At 63.8% G+C, this 19,771-nt stretch carries 25 protein-coding genes and 3 pseudogenes; 18 read left to right on the top strand and 10 right to left on the bottom strand.

What is annotated here, in order from left to right; all coding sequences use genetic code 11:
• Positions 1 to 30: 30 nt before the first annotated feature.
• Complete coding sequence (locus ACFX5Q_RS30880; RefSeq protein WP_404283959.1) at positions 31 to 1,020, top strand: ABC transporter permease; 990 nt, start codon at positions 31 to 33, stop codon at positions 1,018 to 1,020.
• A gap of 46 nt (positions 1,021 to 1,066) precedes the next feature.
• Positions 1,067 to 2,059 carry a Gfo/Idh/MocA family protein gene (locus ACFX5Q_RS30875; RefSeq protein WP_404283957.1) on the top strand — a complete coding sequence of 331 codons (993 nt, stop codon included), beginning with the start codon at positions 1,067 to 1,069 and terminating at the stop codon, positions 2,057 to 2,059.
• Between the two features lie 125 nt (positions 2,060 to 2,184).
• On the opposite strand, the pseudogene ACFX5Q_RS30870 reads toward ACFX5Q_RS30875, so the two are convergent.
• A pseudogene (locus ACFX5Q_RS30870) lies at positions 2,185 to 2,286 on the bottom strand (ATP-dependent DNA ligase); the annotation flags it as partial.
• A 189-nt stretch (positions 2,287 to 2,475) separates the two neighbouring features.
• Positions 2,476 to 2,901: a hypothetical protein gene (locus tag ACFX5Q_RS30865; RefSeq protein ID WP_404283956.1), complete on the bottom strand. Its 426-nt coding sequence runs from the start codon at positions 2,899 to 2,901 to the stop codon at positions 2,476 to 2,478.
• 547 nt (positions 2,902 to 3,448) lie between these two features.
• Here ACFX5Q_RS30865 and ACFX5Q_RS30860 point away from each other — a divergent pair.
• The 8 genes and pseudogenes from ACFX5Q_RS30860 to ACFX5Q_RS30825 all read left to right on the top strand — a co-directional run.
• On the top strand, positions 3,449 to 3,598 hold the full coding sequence (locus ACFX5Q_RS30860) for a hypothetical protein (RefSeq protein ID WP_404283954.1): 150 nt from the start codon (positions 3,449 to 3,451) through the stop codon (positions 3,596 to 3,598).
• Between the two features lie 1,017 nt (positions 3,599 to 4,615).
• The gene (locus tag ACFX5Q_RS30855; protein ID WP_404283953.1) at positions 4,616 to 4,864 is read left to right on the top strand and encodes a hypothetical protein; all 249 of its coding nucleotides are present in this window, start codon (positions 4,616 to 4,618) and stop codon (positions 4,862 to 4,864) included.
• A 432-nt stretch (positions 4,865 to 5,296) separates the two neighbouring features.
• Positions 5,297 to 5,593, top strand: a complete 297-nt coding sequence (locus tag ACFX5Q_RS30850) for a DUF1330 domain-containing protein (RefSeq protein ID WP_404283951.1) — start codon at positions 5,297 to 5,299, stop codon at positions 5,591 to 5,593.
• A gap of 184 nt (positions 5,594 to 5,777) precedes the next feature.
• Complete coding sequence (locus tag ACFX5Q_RS30845) at positions 5,778 to 7,877, top strand: EAL domain-containing protein (RefSeq protein ID WP_404283949.1); 2,100 nt, start codon at positions 5,778 to 5,780, stop codon at positions 7,875 to 7,877.
• A 186-nt stretch (positions 7,878 to 8,063) separates the two neighbouring features.
• Positions 8,064 to 8,932, top strand: a pseudogene (locus ACFX5Q_RS30840) (MBL fold metallo-hydrolase); the annotation flags it as partial.
• Between the two features lie 2 nt (positions 8,933 to 8,934).
• Positions 8,935 to 9,267 carry a sulfite-sensing transcriptional repressor BigR gene (gene bigR, locus ACFX5Q_RS30835; RefSeq protein ID WP_192180030.1) on the top strand — a complete coding sequence of 111 codons (333 nt, stop codon included), beginning with the start codon at positions 8,935 to 8,937 and terminating at the stop codon, positions 9,265 to 9,267.
• Positions 9,264 to 9,671: a YeeE/YedE family protein gene (locus ACFX5Q_RS30830; RefSeq protein ID WP_404283946.1), complete on the top strand. Its 408-nt coding sequence runs from the start codon at positions 9,264 to 9,266 to the stop codon at positions 9,669 to 9,671. The genes bigR and ACFX5Q_RS30830 overlap by 4 nt, the downstream gene beginning before the upstream one ends.
• Positions 9,668 to 10,093 (top strand): annotated as a pseudogene (locus ACFX5Q_RS30825) (DUF6691 family protein); the annotation flags it as partial. The gene ACFX5Q_RS30830 and the pseudogene ACFX5Q_RS30825, both read left to right, overlap by 4 nt.
• A 5-nt stretch (positions 10,094 to 10,098) precedes the next feature.
• Here the strand turns inward: ACFX5Q_RS30825 and ACFX5Q_RS30820 are convergent.
• The 3 genes from ACFX5Q_RS30820 to ACFX5Q_RS30810 all read right to left on the bottom strand — a co-directional run bounded on the left by ACFX5Q_RS30820 (position 10,099) and on the right by ACFX5Q_RS30810 (position 11,361).
• A complete protein-coding gene (locus ACFX5Q_RS30820; protein WP_404283944.1) occupies positions 10,099 to 10,500 on the bottom strand; it encodes a DUF5071 domain-containing protein in 402 nt (133 codons plus the stop codon).
• Between the two features lie 40 nt (positions 10,501 to 10,540).
• On the bottom strand, positions 10,541 to 10,948 hold the full coding sequence (locus ACFX5Q_RS30815) for a type II toxin-antitoxin system HigA family antitoxin (RefSeq protein WP_404283942.1): 408 nt from the start codon (positions 10,946 to 10,948) through the stop codon (positions 10,541 to 10,543).
• A 227-nt stretch (positions 10,949 to 11,175) separates the two neighbouring features.
• Entirely contained in the window at positions 11,176 to 11,361 is a 186-nt protein-coding gene (locus ACFX5Q_RS30810) for a hypothetical protein (RefSeq protein WP_404283940.1), read from the bottom strand.
• Positions 11,362 to 11,640: 279 nt separating this feature from the next.
• Between ACFX5Q_RS30810 and ACFX5Q_RS30805 the strand changes: the two genes are divergently transcribed.
• Positions 11,641 to 12,000, top strand: coding sequence for an SPW repeat protein (locus ACFX5Q_RS30805; protein ID WP_404283938.1), 360 nt, complete (start codon positions 11,641 to 11,643; stop codon positions 11,998 to 12,000).
• 332 nt (positions 12,001 to 12,332) lie between these two features.
• On the opposite strand, the gene ACFX5Q_RS30800 is transcribed toward ACFX5Q_RS30805, so the two are convergent.
• Positions 12,333 to 12,803: an Lrp/AsnC family transcriptional regulator gene (locus ACFX5Q_RS30800; protein ID WP_404283936.1), complete on the bottom strand. Its 471-nt coding sequence runs from the start codon at positions 12,801 to 12,803 to the stop codon at positions 12,333 to 12,335.
• A 149-nt stretch (positions 12,804 to 12,952) separates the two neighbouring features.
• Here ACFX5Q_RS30800 and ACFX5Q_RS30795 point away from each other — a divergent pair, with 149 nt between their 5' ends.
• Both ACFX5Q_RS30795 and ACFX5Q_RS30790 read left to right on the top strand, forming a co-directional pair.
• The gene (locus tag ACFX5Q_RS30795; protein WP_404283934.1) at positions 12,953 to 13,705 is read left to right on the top strand and encodes a tryptophan 2,3-dioxygenase family protein; all 753 of its coding nucleotides are present in this window, start codon (positions 12,953 to 12,955) and stop codon (positions 13,703 to 13,705) included.
• Positions 13,706 to 13,998: 293 nt separating this feature from the next.
• Positions 13,999 to 14,421, top strand: a complete 423-nt coding sequence (locus tag ACFX5Q_RS30790; protein WP_404283932.1) for a DoxX family protein — start codon at positions 13,999 to 14,001, stop codon at positions 14,419 to 14,421.
• 23 nt (positions 14,422 to 14,444) lie between these two features.
• On the opposite strand, the gene ACFX5Q_RS30785 is transcribed toward ACFX5Q_RS30790, so the two are convergent.
• Positions 14,445 to 14,750: a hypothetical protein gene (locus ACFX5Q_RS30785; protein ID WP_404283931.1), complete on the bottom strand. Its 306-nt coding sequence runs from the start codon at positions 14,748 to 14,750 to the stop codon at positions 14,445 to 14,447.
• 97 nt (positions 14,751 to 14,847) lie between these two features.
• Entirely contained in the window at positions 14,848 to 15,117 is a 270-nt protein-coding gene (locus tag ACFX5Q_RS30780; RefSeq protein ID WP_404283929.1) for a hypothetical protein, read from the bottom strand.
• Between the two features lie 512 nt (positions 15,118 to 15,629).
• Here ACFX5Q_RS30780 and ACFX5Q_RS30775 point away from each other — a divergent pair.
• From ACFX5Q_RS30775 to ACFX5Q_RS30755, 5 genes are all read left to right on the top strand, one after another.
• Entirely contained in the window at positions 15,630 to 16,085 is a 456-nt protein-coding gene (locus ACFX5Q_RS30775) for a hypothetical protein (RefSeq protein ID WP_404283928.1), read from the top strand.
• The gene (locus ACFX5Q_RS30770) at positions 16,078 to 16,506 is read left to right on the top strand and encodes a hypothetical protein (protein ID WP_404283926.1); all 429 of its coding nucleotides are present in this window, start codon (positions 16,078 to 16,080) and stop codon (positions 16,504 to 16,506) included. The genes ACFX5Q_RS30775 and ACFX5Q_RS30770 overlap by 8 nt, the downstream gene beginning before the upstream one ends.
• A gap of 61 nt (positions 16,507 to 16,567) precedes the next feature.
• Positions 16,568 to 16,936 carry a terminase large subunit domain-containing protein gene (locus ACFX5Q_RS30765; protein ID WP_404283925.1) on the top strand — a complete coding sequence of 123 codons (369 nt, stop codon included), beginning with the start codon at positions 16,568 to 16,570 and terminating at the stop codon, positions 16,934 to 16,936.
• 285 nt (positions 16,937 to 17,221) lie between these two features.
• Positions 17,222 to 17,584 carry a hypothetical protein gene (locus tag ACFX5Q_RS30760; protein WP_404283923.1) on the top strand — a complete coding sequence of 121 codons (363 nt, stop codon included), beginning with the start codon at positions 17,222 to 17,224 and terminating at the stop codon, positions 17,582 to 17,584.
• A gap of 319 nt (positions 17,585 to 17,903) precedes the next feature.
• The gene (locus ACFX5Q_RS30755) at positions 17,904 to 18,659 is read left to right on the top strand and encodes a terminase large subunit domain-containing protein (RefSeq protein ID WP_404283921.1); all 756 of its coding nucleotides are present in this window, start codon (positions 17,904 to 17,906) and stop codon (positions 18,657 to 18,659) included.
• Positions 18,660 to 18,744: 85 nt separating this feature from the next.
• Here the strand turns inward: ACFX5Q_RS30755 and ACFX5Q_RS30750 are convergent, their stop codons facing one another.
• Both ACFX5Q_RS30750 and ACFX5Q_RS30745 read right to left on the bottom strand, forming a co-directional pair.
• Positions 18,745 to 19,221, bottom strand: coding sequence for a hypothetical protein (locus ACFX5Q_RS30750; protein ID WP_404283919.1), 477 nt, complete (start codon positions 19,219 to 19,221; stop codon positions 18,745 to 18,747).
• 165 nt (positions 19,222 to 19,386) lie between these two features.
• A complete protein-coding gene (locus ACFX5Q_RS30745; protein ID WP_404283917.1) occupies positions 19,387 to 19,758 on the bottom strand; it encodes a nuclear transport factor 2 family protein in 372 nt (123 codons plus the stop codon).
• Positions 19,759 to 19,771: the final 13 nt, after the last annotated feature.

Below are 19,771 nucleotides of genomic sequence, written 5' to 3'. Positions count from 1 at the left end.
CCGCTGATGACTGACAAGGAACGACCCGCAATGGCCGCGAATGAAACGATCGGCACCGCCTATGCGTCGCCACCGCCACGCCAGGCGCTCAAATGGCTGACCGCACGGCTGGAAGTCAGGATGCTGCTGCTCGCCATCCTGATCGCGGTGACGCTGTCGTTCGCCTCGCCCTATTTCCTGACCACCATCAACGTGCTGAACCTGCTCGACCAGTCGGTGGTCGTCGGCATCGTCGCCATCGGCATGACCTTCGTCATCCTCACCGGCGGCATCGATCTTTCCGTCGGTGCGGTGGCGGGGCTCACTGGCATCATCTTCGGCATCGTCGTGCCTGACCTCGGCCTGCCGGTCGGCGCGCTGGTAGGGATCGTCGCCGGCGGCTTGATCGGTCTCGTCTCCGGCGTGCTGATCAGCTATTTCGGCCTCGCCGCCTTCGTCGTCACGCTCGGCATGATGTCGATCGGCCGCAGCCTCTGCTACATCTTTTCCGGCGGCATCTCGATCTCGAACATCCCGGAATCGCTGAGCGACTTCGTCTACACCAAGGTCGCCTTCATCCCGATGAACGTCTTCGTCCTGCTCGTGCTCTACCTGCTGGCCTATCTCTATCTCGGCTACACCAAGGGCGGCCGAACCATCTATGCCATCGGCTCGAATGCCGAGGCCGCGCGCACCGCCGGCCTCAATGTCGTCGGCTACGCCATCCTGCCCTATGTCGTCTCCGGCGCGCTGTCGGCCGTCTCGGCGCTGCTCCTGGCCGGCAAGATCCTGTCGGTCGATCCGCTGGCCGGCAATCTGCTGGAGCTCGATGCGATTGCCGCCGTTGTCATCGGCGGCGCCAGCCTGTTCGGCGGGCGCGGCTCGATCATCGGCACGCTGATCGGCGTCTTCATCATGGTGATGATCCGCAACGGCCTCAATCTGCTGGGCGTCTCGCCGTTCTGGCAGGGCTCGGCGATCGGCGCCATCATCATCGCCGCCGTGCTGGTGGAAAGGCTGGTGAGCCGCCGGGGCGCCTGATGACGTCAGTGCCCTCCAGCGCCGCCTGCATCCGCCAGGAGCCGGCATGACCCTGCGCATTGGCATGATCGGCGCCGGCTGGGTGACGCGCCACCACCTCGATGCATATCGCGCCCTGGCCGGCAGGGCCGTCGTGGTCGCCATCGCCGACCCGTCTGCCGAGGCGCGCAACACCCGCGCGGCCGAGTACGGCATTGCGGGCATCCATGCCGACGCCGCAGCGATGATCGCGGCCGAAAAACTCGATGCCGTCGACATCGCCTCGCCGCGTGAGTTCCATGCCACCCATGTTCGGCTGGCGGCGCGAGCGGGGCTGGCGATCCTTTGCCAGAAGCCGCTGGCGCCGAGCTTTGCCGAAGCGGAAGCGCTGGTGGCCGAGATTGGCGGCCGCGTTCCGTTCATGGTGCATGAGAACTGGCGCTTCCGGCCGCATTACCGGCAGATCAGGCGCTGGCTGGACGAGACCGGCATCGGCCGTCCGGTGCAGGCACAGATGAGCGTGCTGAGCAGTGGCCTGGTGCCGGACGCAGATGGCCAGCTTCCGGCACTGCGGCGCCAGCCGATGCTGGCTGCGCTCGACCAGATGCTGGTCAAGGAAATCCTGATCCACCACATCGACACGCTGCGCTTCCTGTTCGGTGAACTCAGCCTGCGCTCCGCCGCCGTTGGCCGGCTGAGCGATGCGGTGATCGGCGATGACCACGCGCTGCTGTCGATGGTCGCCAGCGATGGAACACCGGTCACCCTGCAAGGCAATCTCCATGCACGCGGCTATCCCGGCGAGGTCTTCGACCGGCTTGAGATCTTCTGCGAACGCGGCCGCATCCTGCTCGAGCGCGACCGGCTGACGCTCGACGGCGAACGATCCGAATCCGTGTCGGTCGATCTGGCAGCGAACTACGCCGCCTCCTATCGCGACACGATCGCCTGCTTTATCGACGGACTGGCGGCGGGCCGCATCCTCGAAAGCAGCCCCGCCGACAATCTCGGCACGCTGCGCCTGGTCGACGAAGCCTATCGCTGGCGGCTCCCGGCCTGAGCCCCCAGCAAGGCGATGACGTGGCGTTACACGCGTCGGTTTCCGTGCCAGGCGCCGTGATGCAACCATGCGCGCCGAGGGCACCTTTGGCCCGCTCGGCGGTGGCAGCGCGACAAAAACCAGCTCTCGTCTCGGAAGTCCCGCAGCGATGCGTGACGCAGGTCTTCCTCGCCCCGCAAACGCTTCACACGGCCTATCAGACCCGGCTTGACCCATTGCGTGACCTCATTCGGAGGTGCGAACGATCGACGAGGAAAGCGAGACCACGAAAGCAGCTAGGCACAGTTCCGCGATCACACCATACGTCCAGGCGGTCTATCTGTTGCGGCGGCGGACTTGATTGACCGCCTGGCCGGCGCCTTTACCCCAAAGCCCCCCGCCCAACGGGCGCCGGCCATCTTCCTTGGCAACTTGGCTTATGCAACCTTCAGGTTTATCACCCGCATCACTGCGACCACTGTTCCGTTGTTCGTAGCAGCCTCCTTCGTGCTACCCTTGCCGCAACTCCACACATCGCCTTCCTTGGCCGTGAACTGCATGTCCCCGGCCGTGACCTGCAGTTCGCCTTCAGTGACCGTGCAAACCATGTCGTCCGCCATGACGTCCCCCAGCGGGCTAGTTCCCTTCGGCTGGTAGACGACGTCTTGCATGGCGATGGTCTTGTACCCCTTGATATGGGAGTCCCGTGTTCCCAGTTCGACGAGCCGAACACCGGGGAAAATCTCTTTGCCATCAGTCGGACCGTAGGTCTTGGCCGCTGCCGGAGTCGGTAATGCGACCAATAGCGGGGCCGACAACGAGGTGGCACCAAGGGCGAGAGCACTACGTCGATTCATCTTCATAACATCCTCCCTGAGTTAGTCCGCCCACCCCTGGGCGAACCTGATATTTTACGCGCTCGAGCAGCCAGATAGTCAAAACACAATTGAGCAGGCCCATTCCGCCCCCGACAGCGGGTGGCTGTAGAGGCCACCGCCTCTTGTTCGGCGTCACGGCTTGGCTGGTGAAAGACAGAGTTCGGTCATCGCGGCCCGCCTCTCGACAGGGCTGGCAATGGAACACTTTGATCAGATCCCAGTGTGTGCATCCGTGGTCGTCACCAGGCGACCGGCGAGAGCCGGCAGTCGAGCACTATTTTCTTGCGCGCTCGCCATACGTTTCGACTCTGGCTCATCCGATTGGATGCCTAGGAAGAACCGAACACAGCCGTTTTGCCAAGTTAGCGGTAATGCATGGCCGGACTACAATCTTTCCAGCCGGCGAACCGTTGCTGGTTAGGCCCGGCGGCCGACCCCGAGCCCGCGAGCCCTCCCGGCCGTTGGGCGGCTCGGTCGCCGAGCCTCAAGCCTCGCCAGCGCGCGTTTCGGCGGCCAAAGTGCCGGAGAACGCATGATCGCTATCTGGACCAATGCCGGAACAATCATCGTGTTCGATCCCGAAGTCGGCACTGCATCTGGCCGTTCCGAGCATGAAGCATGGAAAGAGATCGAGCGCCGCAAGGCGATGAAGCAGGAAGGGCGAGCAGTCCTACAGTGCTGAAGCGCAGGTTCAGAGCGCGGACACTACTGGGACGGATGCAGCTTTCATTCAATGGCGCGGGACAGGGCCGGTAAGCTGAGGCCTGATGGCCCGGTCTGCTTCGTTGGGTTGCCACAGAATTTGCAGGCCGGGCCGCGCCCCCCGGCGGTCTCGATAGCCGGAGCCCCGAAAGAAATTGCTCCTTATTCGGCGGTTAGACAAATCACGGTTGATTGCGCCATGGAGAGGGCGGGAAACCCGCGTCTCTCCTTGTACGGGGAGACGCGGGCCAGGTTGCCACCTGTTGCACGTCACCAGCGGTGAAATGCAACCGGACACAACCATTAACCATCGCTAATGTCTAGGCCGGGATTCCGCGATCGAGAAGGAGCAGCGGGGACCGGGTGGGGGCTTGGGGTAGGTCCCCGCTGCCTTGAGCTGCCTTCGCAGGGTGCAGTGGCAGCACAACCAAATAGGTGACTGAGCAATGAAAGAACTAATGACAGGGGAGCCGTTTTGAACGTCCTGTCAGTCCTCTTACACCGGCCAATGCCGGGGCCGGCGTCTCAAGGAGTGCGGCCGGGGGACGGACCTTCAAGACGTTGCGACTTCCGTAACCCCAACCGCACACCCGGCCTGACGTACGTGCCCACCCAATTGACCCCAGCGTCAAGCGACAGATCAATAGTAGCCGATGTAGATCGCCCCCAAATCGGCCGCTCGAGCTAGCGCGGATAGACAATTCGGGTCAGCGAGGTTCGACGAGGAGAAAAAAGAAGGTCGGAATATCCGTGCCGCCGCCAGCGCGCGTCCTTGCCGGCCCTGTAGGCAGCTGACTTCAGTCCCAACTGCACCGCCGAGTGAACTAGGGCACTCAGTCGTAATTGAGTGATTTCTAATATATCTATAAGTTAGTGCGCGCGGGGGGCTTCTTCCTATCCCGCAAATGGCCGGTGCGGTGCGATAGATCTAGCAACGAGCGCCCGACCGCACCGGCCATTTCATTCCTTTGTGCAGAGTGTACCTAGGAGGACAACCATGTCCGGTAAGCCAGCAGTCTTTCCAGCACTCGATCACTTGCCGACCCAAGCTCGAGAGCATGTTCCGCCGGCTCCTTTCGATATCGATACAGCGTTGGCAGCTCTAGCGGCGGCGGCTCCCGATCATCCCGACGGCCCGGACGAGCATTTTGCTCCCCATGCGACCGTTGAGCTACCTGATGCCGGGGGCGCCGGCCTTGAGCATGCGAGCCTGCCAGCTCACATTTCGGATTGGTGGCTCTTCTAAGCAAGCGCCATCTCGCCGCTCAAACGGAGCTGCGGCGAGCGCTTAAACGAATAGGCCTCCGCCAGAGGGGTACGGCGGAGGCCTATTCGTGGGCGCGGCTACATTCCTGAGAAATCGACCGCTTGCAGCTAAAATGCAGGATGACCTCGTTAGTTCCAGACAATTTTAACGATTGGGTTGGCAGGCCGAGCTATGCACCGGCACGACGGCGGCGCGATGCGCACTCATTGACCGCGTTGCAAACAATTTTAATAATTTAGCTGTAGCTAATAAAACCCACTATAATGCGCAATCAGCCGGCAACCTTCTACCCCCGTTTGCTGGTTAGGCCTGGCGGCCGATCGAGCCCCCCTCACCCGGCCGCTGGGCCGCCCTGCTTGGCCGGCCTCTGGCGCAGTTCGGAAGACGATTTAGAGAAGGGAGGGCAAGGGGATGGCTGCCTATCTGATTGCAGATGTCGATGTCACCGACGCTGCCACGTTCGATGAATACAAGCGCGAGGTCCCGGCGACCGAAGCGCGCCATGGCGGGCGATATCTCGCGCGCGGCGGCGCAACCCGAGTACTCGAAGGCGATTGGGATCCGCATCGGCTGGTCATCGTCGAATTCCCCGACATGGCCGCGCTCACTGCCTGGTACGATTCTCCGGAGTACGAGCGCCTGAAGGAAATCCGCTTCCGCAGCGCCAGGACACGCATCATAGCGATCGAGGGAATGCCGGCGGCTTAGGGCTTCACCCTGGGTTCCTTGCCCACGCTTGGCGGCGCGCAATCTCCCCTCTTGAGACCTTTTGAGGGGAGATGTCGCCAACTTGGGCAAGACGACCGGCGCAAGGCTCCCGCTAGCGCCCCGGTAACGGATTCTTCTCTGCTTTTGTGCACATTGTCGGCGACAGGGTGGGCAAAAACCGGGCATGGCAGACGACAAGGCACGCAATGATGAGTTCTGGGCGCTGGCGCTCGAGCGCGCCCATCTCGGCGTCTGGGACTGGGATCTCAAGAGTGGCGCCTGCTATTATTCGCCGACCTGGTCGAAGATGCTCGGCTATGACGAGGGCGAGCTTGCCGACGCGGCCGACCTCTGGCTGCAGTTGACGCATCCCGACGATCGCGAGCGCGCGAAGGCCAGCGGCGACCGCCACATTGCCGGCCTGACCCCCTCTATCGAGACCGAATTGCGCCTCAAGCACAAGGACGGCCACTGGGTCTGGGTGCTGGATCGCGGCGGCATTGTCGAGCACGATGCAGACGACCGGCCCGTCAGGTTGATGGGCGTGCAGACCGACATCACCAGGCAGAAGGAGGCGGAAGCCGCGCTCGAGCAGGTCAATGTCCGCTTCCGGCTGGCGCTCGCCGCCAGCGGCACCGGCATCTGGCACCATGATATCGGCACCCACAAGAGCTATTGGGATGCCCGCACCAGGGAGATCTTCGGCCTCGTCGCCGACACCGATGAGGTGACGGCCGACCTCTGGCACACCTATTTGCACCCGGACGACAAGGACGCCACCGAGCGCGCCCACCAGGTGCCTCTCGGCTCGGACACGGTCATTGCTTCGCAATACCGCATCGTCAAGCGTGACGGCGAGATCCGCCATGTGGAATCCTTGGTGCGCTTCATCGCCACCGGTGCGGCGGGCCAGATCCTCGGCACCGTGCGCGACATCACCGAGGACAAGAAGCGCGCGCAGGAACTGGCCTATGCCGCCAACCACGATGCGCTGACCGGGCTCTTGAACCGCGCCGCCTTCGACAGGCTGCTGGCCGGCCATATCGCCACGGCGCGCCGGCTGCCGCTGGCGGTGTTCTATGTCGATCTCGACTACTTCAAGGCGCTCAACGATTACGCCGGCCATGCCGCCGGCGATCTCGCGCTGAAGGGCGTCGCCGGCGGCATCGTCGGCTGCCTGCCGCCATCCGCGCATGCCGCGCGCCTGGGCGGCGACGAGTTCGCGCTGCTGGTGCCGAATTGCGACCAATTGCAGGCCGAGCGGCTGGCCGCCGCCATTCTTGCGGCCGTGCGCGACGCCGACCTTGGAGTGGCGGCGACGTCGCGCAGGCTCGCGGCAAGCGTCGGCATTGCCTTCGTCGCCGACCACAACACCACCGTGGCCGATGCGCTGGCCTGCGCCGACGATGCCTGCTACGCAGCCAAGGCCGCCGGCCGCAACCGTTTCGCGGTGTTTTCGCCGGAGACGGCGTCAGGCTCAGGCGGGCTCAACGCGGCGCGGCTCGCCGCCGACCTGGTCGACGCGATGGAGGACGGCAGGCTGAAGCTGTTCGGCCAGCAGATCCATCTGCTCGGCAAGCCCTGGCAGGAGAGCCGCCATGTCGAGGTGCTGGCGCGGCTGATCGGACGCAACGGCCGGATGATCCCGCCCGGCGAATTCATCCCGGTGGCCGAGCGCTTCGGCCTCGCTTCCAGGCTCGACCGCTGGATCATCAGGACGGCGCTCTCGCAGCACGGTCCGGCAATGCGGTCGGGCGCGATTTCGCTCGGCTTCAACCTGTCGGCGCAGACGCTGAGCGACCCGCTACTGTGGGACTTCGTCGACGCCGCCATCGCCGAGTCCGGCGCACCGCATTCGGGCATCGGCTTCGAGATCACCGAGACCGCCGCCGTCACCAATTTCGACGCCGCCGAACAGTTCGTGCGCAAGGCGCGCGAGCGCCGCTGCCGCGTCAGCCTCGACGATTTCGGCGCCGGCATGAGCTCGTTCGAATATCTCCGGCGCTTTCCCGTCGACGCCATCAAGATCGACGGCTCCTTCATAGAGAACATCGCCCAGAACAATTTTGACCGCGAGATCGTCTCGGCGATATCAGGCATCGCCAGAAGCCTCGGCTGCTCCGTGGTCGCCGAGAAGATCGAGCAGCAAGCCGCGCTCGAAATCCTCGAAGGCATGGGCGTCGCCTACGGCCAGGGCTTTCTGCTGCACCGGCCCGAGCCGCTGGAAACGATTGTTTCTCGAGCGACGGCTCAGGTGGTTCTGCCGGAGCGGCGGCAGGCGTAACCTCCTTTTGTCGGCTTTCTCGAACGTTCCATGGTGCTGACACCGGATGCGCGGTGACGTGCGACGCCTGTTGACTCTCAGTCATTATACAATATATGCAATTGTATATTGAGAAGAGAAAGGGCGGCCATGCAGCCAGTCAGGATCGCCAACAATCTCCCGGTCGTGGGACAGCCACCGCCTGCGCGGCCTACTGTCTGGGGTCTGTTCGATCCGCGCAGCTCGAGCATCCAGTATGTCGTCTCCGACCCGGCGACGAGGCGCTGCGCCATCGTCGATCCGGTTCTCGATTTCGACGAAAAATCCGGCGCGACAGACACCGGCAATGCCGATGCCATCCTTGCCTATGTCGCGGACAATGGCCTGACGGTCGAATGGATCCTCGACACTCACCCCCACGCCGATCATTTCTCGGCCGCCTCCTACCTGAAGGGCAGGACGGGCGCGCCGACCGCGATTGGCGCCCGCGTTGTCGATGTCCAGCGTCTCTGGAAAGGCATCTACAACTGGCCCACGCTGCCGGCCGACGGCTCGCAATGGGACCGGCTGTTTGCCGATGGCGATCGCTTCAAGGTCGGCTCGATCGACGCGCATGTGCTGTTCTCGCCGGGCCATACGCTGGCCTCCATAACCTATGTGATCGGTGACGCGGCCTTCGTGCACGACACGCTGTTCATGCCGGACAGCGGCACGGCGCGGGCGGATTTTCCCGGCGGCAGCGCGAAGGTTCTGTGGGGATCGATCCAACGGATTCTTTCGCTGCCGGACGGGACGCGCCTGTTCACCGCCATGACTACCAGCCGGGCGGCCGCGAGCCGCGTTGGGAAAGCACGGTGGCCGAGCAGAAGCGCTCGAACCCGCATATCGCCGGGATCGACGAGGCGGCCTTCGTTGCGCTTCGCCAGACGCGCGACAAGACACTGCCGATGCCCAAGCTCATCCTGCACGCGCTGCAGGTGAACTTGCGCGGCGGGCGCCTGCCGGAACCGGAAGACAATGGCCGGCGCTACTTGAAATTCCCGCTCGATGCGCTTGCCGGCGCGGCATGGGGCTGATCATGACGATGCCAGCCAAAGCCGCGATGACTCGCGCCGACATGGAAGGCAGGGCAGGGGAGGTCGCCGGCCTGCTGCGGACCCTGTCGCACCCCGCCCGGCTGATGATCGTCTGCACGCTGGTCGAAGGCGAGTACGCCGTCGGCCAGCTCGAAGAGGAACTCGGCATCCACCAGCCGACGCTGTCGCAGCAACTCACCGTGCTGCGCGACGCCGGCATCGTCGAGACGCGGCGCGAGGCCAAGCAGATCTTCTATCGCCTGACGGAAGCCAAGGCCGCGCGCCTCGTCGAGGCTCTTTACACGATCTTCTGCGCCGAAGCGGTGACGCCATGATGCATTATTGGCCTGCGCTTTTCGGCGGCATGCTGATCGGCCTCTCGGCCAGCCTGCTGCTGCTCCTCAATGGCCGCGTCGCCGGCATCAGCGGTATCGTCGGCCGGCTGCTGCTGGCGCGCGCCGCGACGAACGCGGCCTTTGTCATCGGCCTGCTCCTCGGTCCGCTGCTGTTCCTCGCCGGCTTCGGCCACTGGCCGTCGGTGACCATCATCGCCTCGCTGCCGATGATCGCCGCCGCCGGCCTGCTGGTCGGGTTCGGCTCGCGCATGGGCTCCGGCTGCACCAGCGGCCATGGGGTCGCCGGTCTCGCCCGCCTTTCGCCGCGCTCCTTCGTTGCCGTGCTGAGCTTTCTGTCGGCCGGGATCGCGACCGTTACCTTGATGAGGATCGCCGGACTGTGAATCTCCAGACTTTGCGTTTTCTTGCCGCCCTGGTCTCCGGCGGGGTCTTCGGTTTCGGCCTGTCGCTTTCCGGCATGCTCGATCCCGCCCGCGTCCGCGGCTTCCTCGATGTCGCGGGCGACTGGGACCCGAGCCTCGCCTTCGTGCTCGCCGGGGCCGTCGCCGTGGCGATTCTGGGCACGTTGCTGTCCAGGCGCATGAAGCGGCCGGTTTTCGACCGGGCATTCCATCTGCCGCCGGATACCGGCATCGATCGGCGGCTGGTCCTCGGCTCGGCCCTGTTCGGCATCGGCTGGGGCATGGCCGGTTTCTGCCCCGGCCCTGCGCTGGCCAGCCTGACGCTCGGGCTCGCGCCTGCTTTCCTGTTTGTCGCCTCTATGGTCGTCGGGATGACTGTCTACGACCGCCTCGTCGCCGACCGCAAGGATCAGGCGGGCTCGCGGAAATTTCCATTGAGGATATCGCGTGCAGCGTTACGAACGCCCTCTTTGGAGGAGCCATTGGCCGCGAGATGCTCAAGCTCATCCGTCAGGCAGTCGGCGAGGGCAGGAGAGTAGGCAACGACGCTGACGAGTATCCAGTATATCCAGATGTCGTCGTTACCACGCAGGATCTCGCGCAGATACGGCGCGAGCGGTGGACCGATGCCGGCCAGAAGCGGCTGCAACGCTTGCGCTACGGGCCAATTGATGTCCTGAAGCCATTCGAGAAGCTGCGGCAGGATCGGCTCGATTGCTGGATAGCCGAGCGCCTTCAGGGCGGAGGCCTTGTCGGTATCGAGCTTGTCGACTGGCACCAGATCCGCCAAGTTTTGTTCAGACGAGTTCACCGGGCAATCCTACCGTCGGCATCGGAGCAAACAGGTCGACCTAACGCCCTCTTGCAGCCGCGCCGGCCTTTTTCGCCTCTCCATCACCTGCAAGATGGTAAGGCTGGATAAGTACCTCCGCGGGGATGCGCCAGTGCTTGTGAATCCGGTGCGCCATGTCCATCGTCAGCAAGCGCTTCCTGTTCAGGATTTCCGAGGCCCGGGACGCCGATCCGATGATCTCGGCGAGGGCCAGTTGCTTGAGCCCCGCCATTTCCATGTGGGCGCGAATGGCCGTAACCGGGTCGAGTGTCTCGATCGGGTAGTGCCTGGCCTCATAGGCCTCGACCAGATCGGCCAGCACGTCGAAGCGATCGCCATCGGGAGAGCCGACCTCGGGCTCGTTCTCGAAGTATACGAAATCCACATTCGCACCGAATTGGGCCTTGATGTCCGCAGGGTCCTCCACTCGACCTTGTCGACCACCTGATACCAGGCAGTCAGCGCCCCTCTCGACTGGGGATGTCTGGTCCAGAAGGCGACAAGGGTCTTTCTGCTGACGATCTGCACGCTTGCCTATAGCAAATTCCCAATATGGGAACAAAGGGGTAAGTTCCCAAAACGGGAAACTGTTGCGGCTTTGGCGGGTGCTATGGGCTTCTGCGGCCCGTCCAGCGCGGGCACCTCGCGCGGAAACTATTTCTTCCGCTGGCCGCCGGACGACGTCGCCATGCTCAGCGGGCTCTGGGCCTCGCGCATCATCTTCAGCGCCTCGTCCCGGGTCAGGCCGCATTTGCGGGCAAAGTAGGTCGCCTCATAGGCTTCCGCCGGCGAAGGGGCGGATAGGCTGGAGACTGCCGTTCTGGGTTTCTTCTTGGCCATCGTACTGCCAATGCTGAATCACTTTAGTCAGCTAATATAGCGTCTTTGTTTGCCAATGCAAAATTCGGAGATTGCGAGGCGCCGGTGGTGGGCGGGGCCATCCGGCGGGCCCGTAGGCGCCCGGCGCCCGGCGCCCTCTGGCACCGCCGGAGCTCCGCTGGATATTGGCGCCGGGGCCGCGCCCTTGAAGGCCCATTGAAGCGTAATTATATCAATGACTAAGCGTGCGGTGCACGCGAAACGTAGTGCCGTTTGTCAAGCTTCTCTATGGAGGTTGTCATGGCAATGAAACTGATGGAAGGAAGAAAGGGCCAGGATTGGATCAATCTGGTCCTTGCGATCTGCCTGTTCATCTCACCCTGGATCATTGGCTTTACCGCTGAAACCACGCCTGCGTGGAATGCCTGGATTGCCGGCTTCGTGCTCGGCGGCCTGGCCCTCGCGACGCTTTCGGCGTTTGCCGAATGGGAAGAGTGGGCGAACCTCGTTATCGGGCTTTGGCTGATCGTTTCGCCTTGGCTGCTTGGCTTCGCGGCCAGCACTAACGTGATGGCGACCCATGTCGTCCTCGGCGTGCTGGTGGCTGCCGCGTCGGCCTGGGCGGTCTGGGACTTCCGCCACCCGCACGCGCATGCGTGACCGGTGACGGCAGGCTAGGCGGGGGCCCGGCGCGGAAGCGGCGGGCTCCTTTGGATTATTGGGCACAGGGCTGGACCGGAGCGGCTTCACGAATTGCTGCAACCGGAAACCGTTTCGTGCATTCTTGGGAATGGCCTCGATGCTCCACTCCGACAACCCGGCAAAATGCTGCTCCTACTGCGGCGGGCGAGACCATGACTACGAGGACTGCCCGAAGCGCAAGGCCGACGCCGAGAAGGAAGCGCCCAAACCGCGGGAGCCGCAGCCGGCCGATGGCAGATCTTCGCGGAACTGAGCACGCAATCCCATGCCGTCGCTGGCCCGCCAGCCACCTACCTCCTCAGCGCATGCCCGACCGCATCGGCGAACGAAATGTCGCCCTTGATCTCGCGCATCGCCATCGAGGTGATCGTGCGGCGCACGCCGGGCAGGCGGCTGAGCTCTTCGCGCAGCATCCTGTCCAGCGCCATCATGTCGACGGTCACGATCTGCAGCAGATAGTCGGCCTCGCCTGTCGTGGCGTGGCAGCGGCGGATCAGCGGATGTCTTTTCACCGCCGCCTCGAAGGCGTCCGACACTTCGAAGTCGATCGACACCTGGATGAAGGCCTCGATGCCGAAGCCGATGCGCGCCGGGTCGATCTGCGTGGTGTAGCCGCGGATGATGCCGGCGTCCTCCAGCGCCTTGACCCGCTTCCAGCACGGCGTCTTGCTTAAGCCCACCTCGTCGGCAAGCACGGCAAAGGAGATTCGCGCATCCCGCTCCAACGCCGCGACGATCCTTCGGTCGAGGGCATCCAGCATCAATCGTTCTCCTAATTTCCAGAACAGACGATCATCGTACTCCATTTCCTCTTATTTGGATAACAGAAAGGAACAATGTTCGAGCCGAAAGCTTCTATCATGGCGACCTGAACCGACCCCGAGCCGGAGGCCGGGCAGGGGAGAACACCATGCACAAGCCCGATTATCACGCCCGCATCGAAGCGCCGGAGATGCGCGACTACGGCGTCTACCTGCAATGCGACAAGCTTCTGCAATGCCAGAAGCCGCTGGCCGAAATGGTCAATGCCGACGAGCTGCAGTTCCAGATCGTGCACCAGGTCGAGGAGCTGTGGATGAAGCTCATCGCCTACACGCTGGTCGATGTCCTCGACTATCTGGAGAAACAGGAAACCCACCGCATCGTCACGCTGATGGGCAGGGTGCACCGTCTCATGCGCATGATGACGGCGCAGCTCGACCTGCTCGAAACCATGTCGCCCAAGGAGTACCAGCAGATCCGCCTGCAGCTCGGCAATGGCAGCGGCCAGGAATCGCCGGGCTTCAAGCTGCTTTTGCGCCTGCCGCCGGACCTCTGGCGGGCCTTCAAGGCTTCATACCTCGACGGCCGCGGGCTGGCGGTCGAGGATGTCTACGATGCCCATTACGACCATGGTGACTCCTACGTCGTCGCCGAGGCGCTGATCGAGTTCGACGAGCTGTTCCAGAAATTCCGCGCCAACCACCTCTACCTCATCCACCGCTCGATCGGGCTCGGCTCGAAATCGCTGAAGGGCCGGCCGGTGGAAATGCTGGAAGGCGGCGCCCGCCACCGCTTCTTCCCTGAGCTCTGGGACATACGCTGCGACATGACCGACCGCTGGGGCGCGGAGTATGGCAGGGTGAGGGACTCAATCAGCCACCCGGAGGCGAAGGCGGGGTAGGGAGTTTTTTTCCTTCTCCCCTTGTGGGAGAAGGTGGATCGGCGCGCAGCGCCGAGACGGATGAGGGGTGTTGGACGGAGTATGGCGGTGCCAAGCTGGAGCACCCCTCATCCGACCTCGCTTCGCGAGGCCACCTTCTCCCACAAGGGGAGAAGGGAAGGCGTAGCGCCAGGCGGCCACCATTCCCGCAAAAGCTTGCCACTCCTCCTGCCGAAACTATTTCACCCGTGATGTCGGAACCGCCGCCCATCGCCCGTCCTTGGGACGGGAACCGCACCAACCCGGAGGACATCATGGAAACCGTTCAAACGCCGTGGCAGACCGCTGCCATTCTCGTCGCCCGCCTGATCTTCGCCGCCATGTTCGCGATGGGGGTGGCCTTCAAGTTCATGGACATGGGCATGACCGCCGGCTACATCGCCGCCGCCGGCTTCCCGTTCCCGCTGTTTCTGGCCTGGTGCGCCGCGATCCTCGAAACGCTGCTGGTGATCGCCTTCCTGACCGGCGCGTTCCTGACCCCGGCAGCGCTGATCGGCGCGGTTTACGTGGTCTTCCTCGGCTTTGCCTTCCACGGCCCGTCGCATTGGGTCGGCAACCAGGCCGAGTTCGGCGCCTTCATGTCCCACTTCCCGTTCGCCGCCGGCCTGCTCTTCGCCGCCGCGCATGGACCGGGCAACGTGCTGGCGCTGCGGCAGGGCTGGCCGGGCAGGGCGTGAGGAGCCCGCATCGGAAAGGGGCCTCACATCTGGTCGTTATAAGGTTCCTTCATCTGGCCGACCATGCGCGCCAGTTTCGAGAAGGACGGCATGTCCGCCTCCGGCTGGCACCGGTTGGCCAGCTCCAGCAGCCGGATCGGGAAGTTGACGGCATCGCGGCTCGACGCCGACATGCCCCCGGAACGTTCCTCTCCGGTTTCACTGGCTTCGGCGCGGCGCAAGGCGATGTCGATCTCCTCGACCGACAGCACGCCTTTGCGGACCAGCACCTGGTTGATCGAAGCGACGGCCATCAGCAGGCCCTCAAGTTGCAGATTGGCGACGTTCATGGCGGTTCCTCTCATTGGTCAGGCTTCAACGCGCGAAGGCCTGATACGATCCGGAGCGGCGCGGATCGGCTGTCTGCCGGCCAATGCGTCTTGCGCCTTACGGCTCCATCCAGCGTTGGCCATATTCGGCCCATAGCGCCCTTATCTCACGGCCGCCCAGCGGCGGCGTCGAGCGGTCGCCATAAGCGATGGCGGCGGCGCTGAGGTCGTACTGGCCGTCGGCCTGGACGATGAAGCGGATCGCCTGGCCGAGCGGCTTCGAGTGGAAGATCGGATCCGCCTGGCCCGTGCCAAGGCTGCGGACGCCCGAAATGGTTGCTGGCTGATGCCGCATCCTGAAGACGGATGCCATGGCAGGTTTGTCCATGCCGCTCTCCCCGAGTCCCCGGCGGAATGATTCCATAAGCGCCGGCTAATGGCCAGACGAGGAGAAAAGCTTGTTGTGAATACCGGGCCGGTGAAGGTTGCGGCGCCGCGGCGAACGCAATGGAGGCGGATAGGAAAAAATACCTTGCCGGGTGACGGCAGCTATGCTACTATCTTGTCCATGGTGCTGATTTGCGCCAACGACCCGCCGCCGAGGCGGGTTTTTGTTTTCTGGTTTCCTTCGAACGAAAGTGCATCTGGCCAGTAATCAACGCTGGCGGGACAGCGCCCCCCTCTGTCCTGCCGGACATCTCCCCCTCAAGGGGGGAGATCGGATGTCGCCTTGGTTTCGCAAATCACCGGCGCTCATCCTCCGGCAAGTGAGATGCGGGCGGCGAAGCTGCCAATCTCCCCCCTTGAGGGGGAGATGTCCGGCAGGACAGAGGGGGGCGCGAAGGAACGCCATCCATCGCCGCTAAGCCGACGACACATTCCACCACCCGCGAGACGCCCATGCCACGCTACGCAACCATCATCACCGACGATGACGGCCAGGAAATCGTCAGCGCCATCGGCGAATTCGAGGCCGCGCCGCAGGCACGCGTCGGCCGTTTCGAGGCCGTTCCCGCCGGCGTGCTGATCGGCATGGTTCGCGGCGGTCCGGTCGATGCTATCGGCGGGTTTGGTTTTCCACCGGGGTCGCAGGGCGCGGGCGACAGGGCCGTCGGCGTCGCCGCGATCCAGAAGGCCAAGGCCGGCCTGGCAAGAGCCGATGCCGTTCAGCCCAAGGCCGCACCGGCGACGACATCGGCCACCGCAAAACCCGAGACGGCCAGGCCCGCGCGCAAACCCGCAAAGGCCAAGGGGCGCCGCAAGCCCGGCAAGGCCAAGGCGGCGCGGGCGAGGCAGGCGAACGCGGTGGAGCAGCCGGCGGGCAGGGCAGGGCTCGACGGGGCGACGCATGGCTGACGCCACGCCGCGTCGGCAGCGCAAGCCGAAAGCAACCGCCGTCTCGTCCCGCCCGAAGCGCCCCAAAAAGACGCTGGGCGATGATTTCGTCGCGGCCGTGCGCGCCGATTTCAAGAGCCATGGCGCCGGCGTCATCGCTGCGGTGCGGGCCGACAAGCCCGACCAGTATCTGAAGATCGTGCTGTCGGTGCTGCCCAAGGATTTGCATGTCAACATCAACGAACTGGACGCACTGAGCGATGACGAGATCCGGAGCCGAATCCGCGGCCTCGAAGCCGTCCTCAAGCCTTTCCTCGAGACCCCGGGCCTCGAAAAACCGGGCCCCGAAAGGCCAGGCCTCGAAAAGCCGGGCAGCACTGATCGCGGCGCGCAGGGACTATCTGGCGCTGCTGAAGGAGCTGGACCGCCGGCGCCGCACTAACCAGCTGGCCGCCTACCGGCCCTATCCAAGGCAGGCCGAGTTCCATGCCGCGGGCGCGGAGATGCAGGCGGCCTGGGGCACCGGCATGATCCCGGCCGACGCCATCGTCCACACCACCATGGGACGCGGCGCGCCGGGTGCGCTCGACAGCGTCGTGGTGCGCTGGGGCGGCGGCGGCGATGTCCAGGCCGGCGAGAGCGTGCTGTCGTTCAAGAGCTACGAGAAGGGCCACGAAAAGTGGCAGGGCGAAACGCTCGACGGCGTCTGGTTCGACGAGGAGCCGCCGCTCGATGTCTACTCCGAGGGGCTCACCCGTACCAACGCGACAGGCGGGATAACGATCGTGACGTTCACGCCGCTCTTGGGCATGTCGGATGTAGTGCTTTTGTTTTTGTCGGCCGAGGAGGTGGAGGGGATGGGCAAGCGGTGACGGACTTGGCGCGGTCTTCCCTTCTCCCCTTGTGGGAGAAGGTGGATCGGCGTGCAGCGCCGAGACGGATGAGGGGTGTTGGAGGGATCGCCGACGGTGCCAAGCTGGAGCACCCCTCATCCGACCTCGCTTCGCGAGGCCACCTTCTCCCGCAAGGGGAGAAGGGAAGAACCGCCGCGCTCGAACGGAAGCGCCCGGAAACCGCGCTGAAACCATGATCTGCAATGCCGCTTGGATTGCAACCGTGGGGCGAGTAGTTTCCGGCGCGACCGTCGGAGGCCAGACATGCACGGACATGACTTGCGGAAGCTGCTCCTGCTTTGCGGGCTCATCGGTCTCGCCGCCTGCACCGAAAAAGACTGGCGCGCTGCGGCGATCGCCAAGGCCGAAGACGAGGTCCGTGACCAGGTGAACGATCCGGTGGCCCAGTTCAGCCATGTCCAGGTCACCGGCAACAGTTCGACCGGGCAGACCTGCGGCTACGTCATGGCCAAGAGCGGCATCTTCACGAAAGGCGGGCACTTCATCATCTATATCGATGGATCCGCACCGCGTATCGAGAGCGGCATGGGTCGGCGTTCCTGGTCGAAGCAGGAGTTCGACATTCAGTGGCAGAATGACTGCCTCAAGGAAGGCTACAAATCCTGAGCGGACATAGCAGAACTTGGGTTCCTCGCCCCGCGCGAAGCGGGGAGCAACAACGTCACGTCTGCCGCGCTGCCCCTCATCCGCATGCCGGCACCTTCTCCCCGTATAGTGACGGGGAGAAGGGGCTTGCCGCAACCTTGGCGCCCCGTCCACAACGCTGGTGACTGGCGAAACCGTCGATGAGAGCGCCCCTCTCCCCGTCACTATACGGGGAGAGGATGCCGGCAGGCAGGTGAGGGGTGGCGCCAACGCAGGCGGAAATCATGTGCAAAAACAATGCGCTACAGCCGCATCCTGAATCGATCCGTGCGGAGAAACAATGACCCGTCACGTCACCTTCATGACCATCGACGATGCCGAGCACTATTCGCCCGAGCAGCGTGCCGCGATCGTCGCTGCCTATCCCGCGCATGAGCGCGAGGCGCGCGCCAAGGGCATTCCGGTGCTGGGTTCCGGCCGTATCTTTCCGGTGGCCGAGCAGCTGATCGCCTGCGAGCCGTTCCGCCTGCCACGCTATTGGCCGCGGCTCGGCGCACTGGATTTCGGCTGGGACCATCCGTCGGCCGCCGTCGAACTCGCCTGGGATACGGAGGCCGATGTCGTCTATGTCACCAAGGCGGCCCGCGCCGCGCAGCAGACGCCGGCCATGCAGGCGCTGACCTTGAAACCGTGGGGCGAATGGCTGCCCTTCGCCTGGCCGCGCGACGGCCGCCGCGAGACGCTGGAGGGCGCCGGCGTGGCGCTGGCCAAACAATATGCCGCGCACGGGCTGAACATGCTGTCGCGCCACGCCCAGTTCGCCGACGGCTCGGTCTCGGTTGAGGCCGGGCTGATGGAGATGCTCGACCGCATGCAATCCGGCCGCTTCAAGGTGTTTTCGACGCTGCTGCCCTGGTTCGAGGAATTCCGCCTCTACCACCGCAAGGACGGCCAGGTGGTGAAGCTGCGCGACGATCTGATGGCCGCGACGCGTTATGGCGTGATGATGCTGCGGGAGGCTGTGGTCGATCCTGCGGAGTACAGGGCGGCGAGGCGGGCGGCGGGGCAGAGCGATCCCCTGGGGGCGTTTCGGTAGTCTCGCCTTGGTAGTGGGTCAGTTTGAAATCTGACGCTGCGCTTTTTGCCGGGCGCCGTTCTTCGCTCAGATCTGAGCATATTTGTCAGTTCTTCGGCATTTGGGGTGGCACAAGTTGAACGTATGGCGTCGTCGGTTCCTCATTAGGGTGACTGCGGCTCGGGGCCGGCTTCCCGGATTTGCCGAGCGACCTAATGTATTGATAGAGCGATTGCATATCGCTCTCCTCCATCGCTCGAAGATTGTACCAAGGCATCGGTGGAAGCGTTCTAATGCGCTTCAGCATCCCTACGAATCCGCGCTCGCTCATTACCGCAGCATCTCTCCGAAGATTGGTCGCATAGGTCGTGCCCCAGGGACCGCGCCAACCGACCGAGTTGCCCATTAAAGCCTTTTCAGGATCAATCTTGCCTTCTGTTTCGCTGTAGCCTTCGGTATGGCAATCGTGACACCCGCCGATGATTGATACCTGCAACCCTCGTTCGACCGATACTTCGCTTTGAGCGAAGGCTGCAGGCATCGTGAGGCCGGCTAATAGGAAAAACAGGCTTGTGACGCGCATCCTTCCCTCCCATGCGTTCCGCTTAAGCATATATGAGCCAACGTCCGAAGGCGAAGGCCCGCGTCAAGGCCCTCAAATTTCAAACTGATGAACTACCCTTGTACGGGCCGCGCACATCGCCGCCAATCTTGCTGCGATGTCGCGAATTGACCCCATCGCCAACTCTTACTCCACTATCTTCCAGTAAGAATCCTTGCGGATCACCTTGCCGTCGCGAAACGTGTAGAAGTCGCAACCCCGGACCTCCTTCTTCACGCCCTCGCGGGTGGTGCCGGTGAGGGTCCATTTCGACATGCCGGTGTCGGCAGCCTCGTCCACAAAATGCTCGCCATTGCCGTAGTGGACATCGGGCAAGCCTTCGAAGCGTGTTGCCAGCGCCGCTCGTACATTTGGTTTACCCTCGAAACGAGAGCCCCAGGGCTTGCTGCCCCTCGGCATCTCGAGGACGCAGTCGTCGGCGAAGTGCGCCATGATGCGATCGAGATCGTGGGCGTTGAAGGCTTCGCATAGCTCGGTCAGTGTCGATCGAATGTCCATTCGCCCATCCTCC

The sequence above is a fragment of the Mesorhizobium sp. IMUNJ 23033 genome, from assembly GCF_044778005.1.
Classification (GTDB): domain Bacteria; phylum Pseudomonadota; class Alphaproteobacteria; order Rhizobiales; family Rhizobiaceae; genus Mesorhizobium; species Mesorhizobium amorphae_A.
Note: the sequence above shows the minus strand (reverse complement) of the source record. Positions and strands in the feature narration are given on the sequence as shown.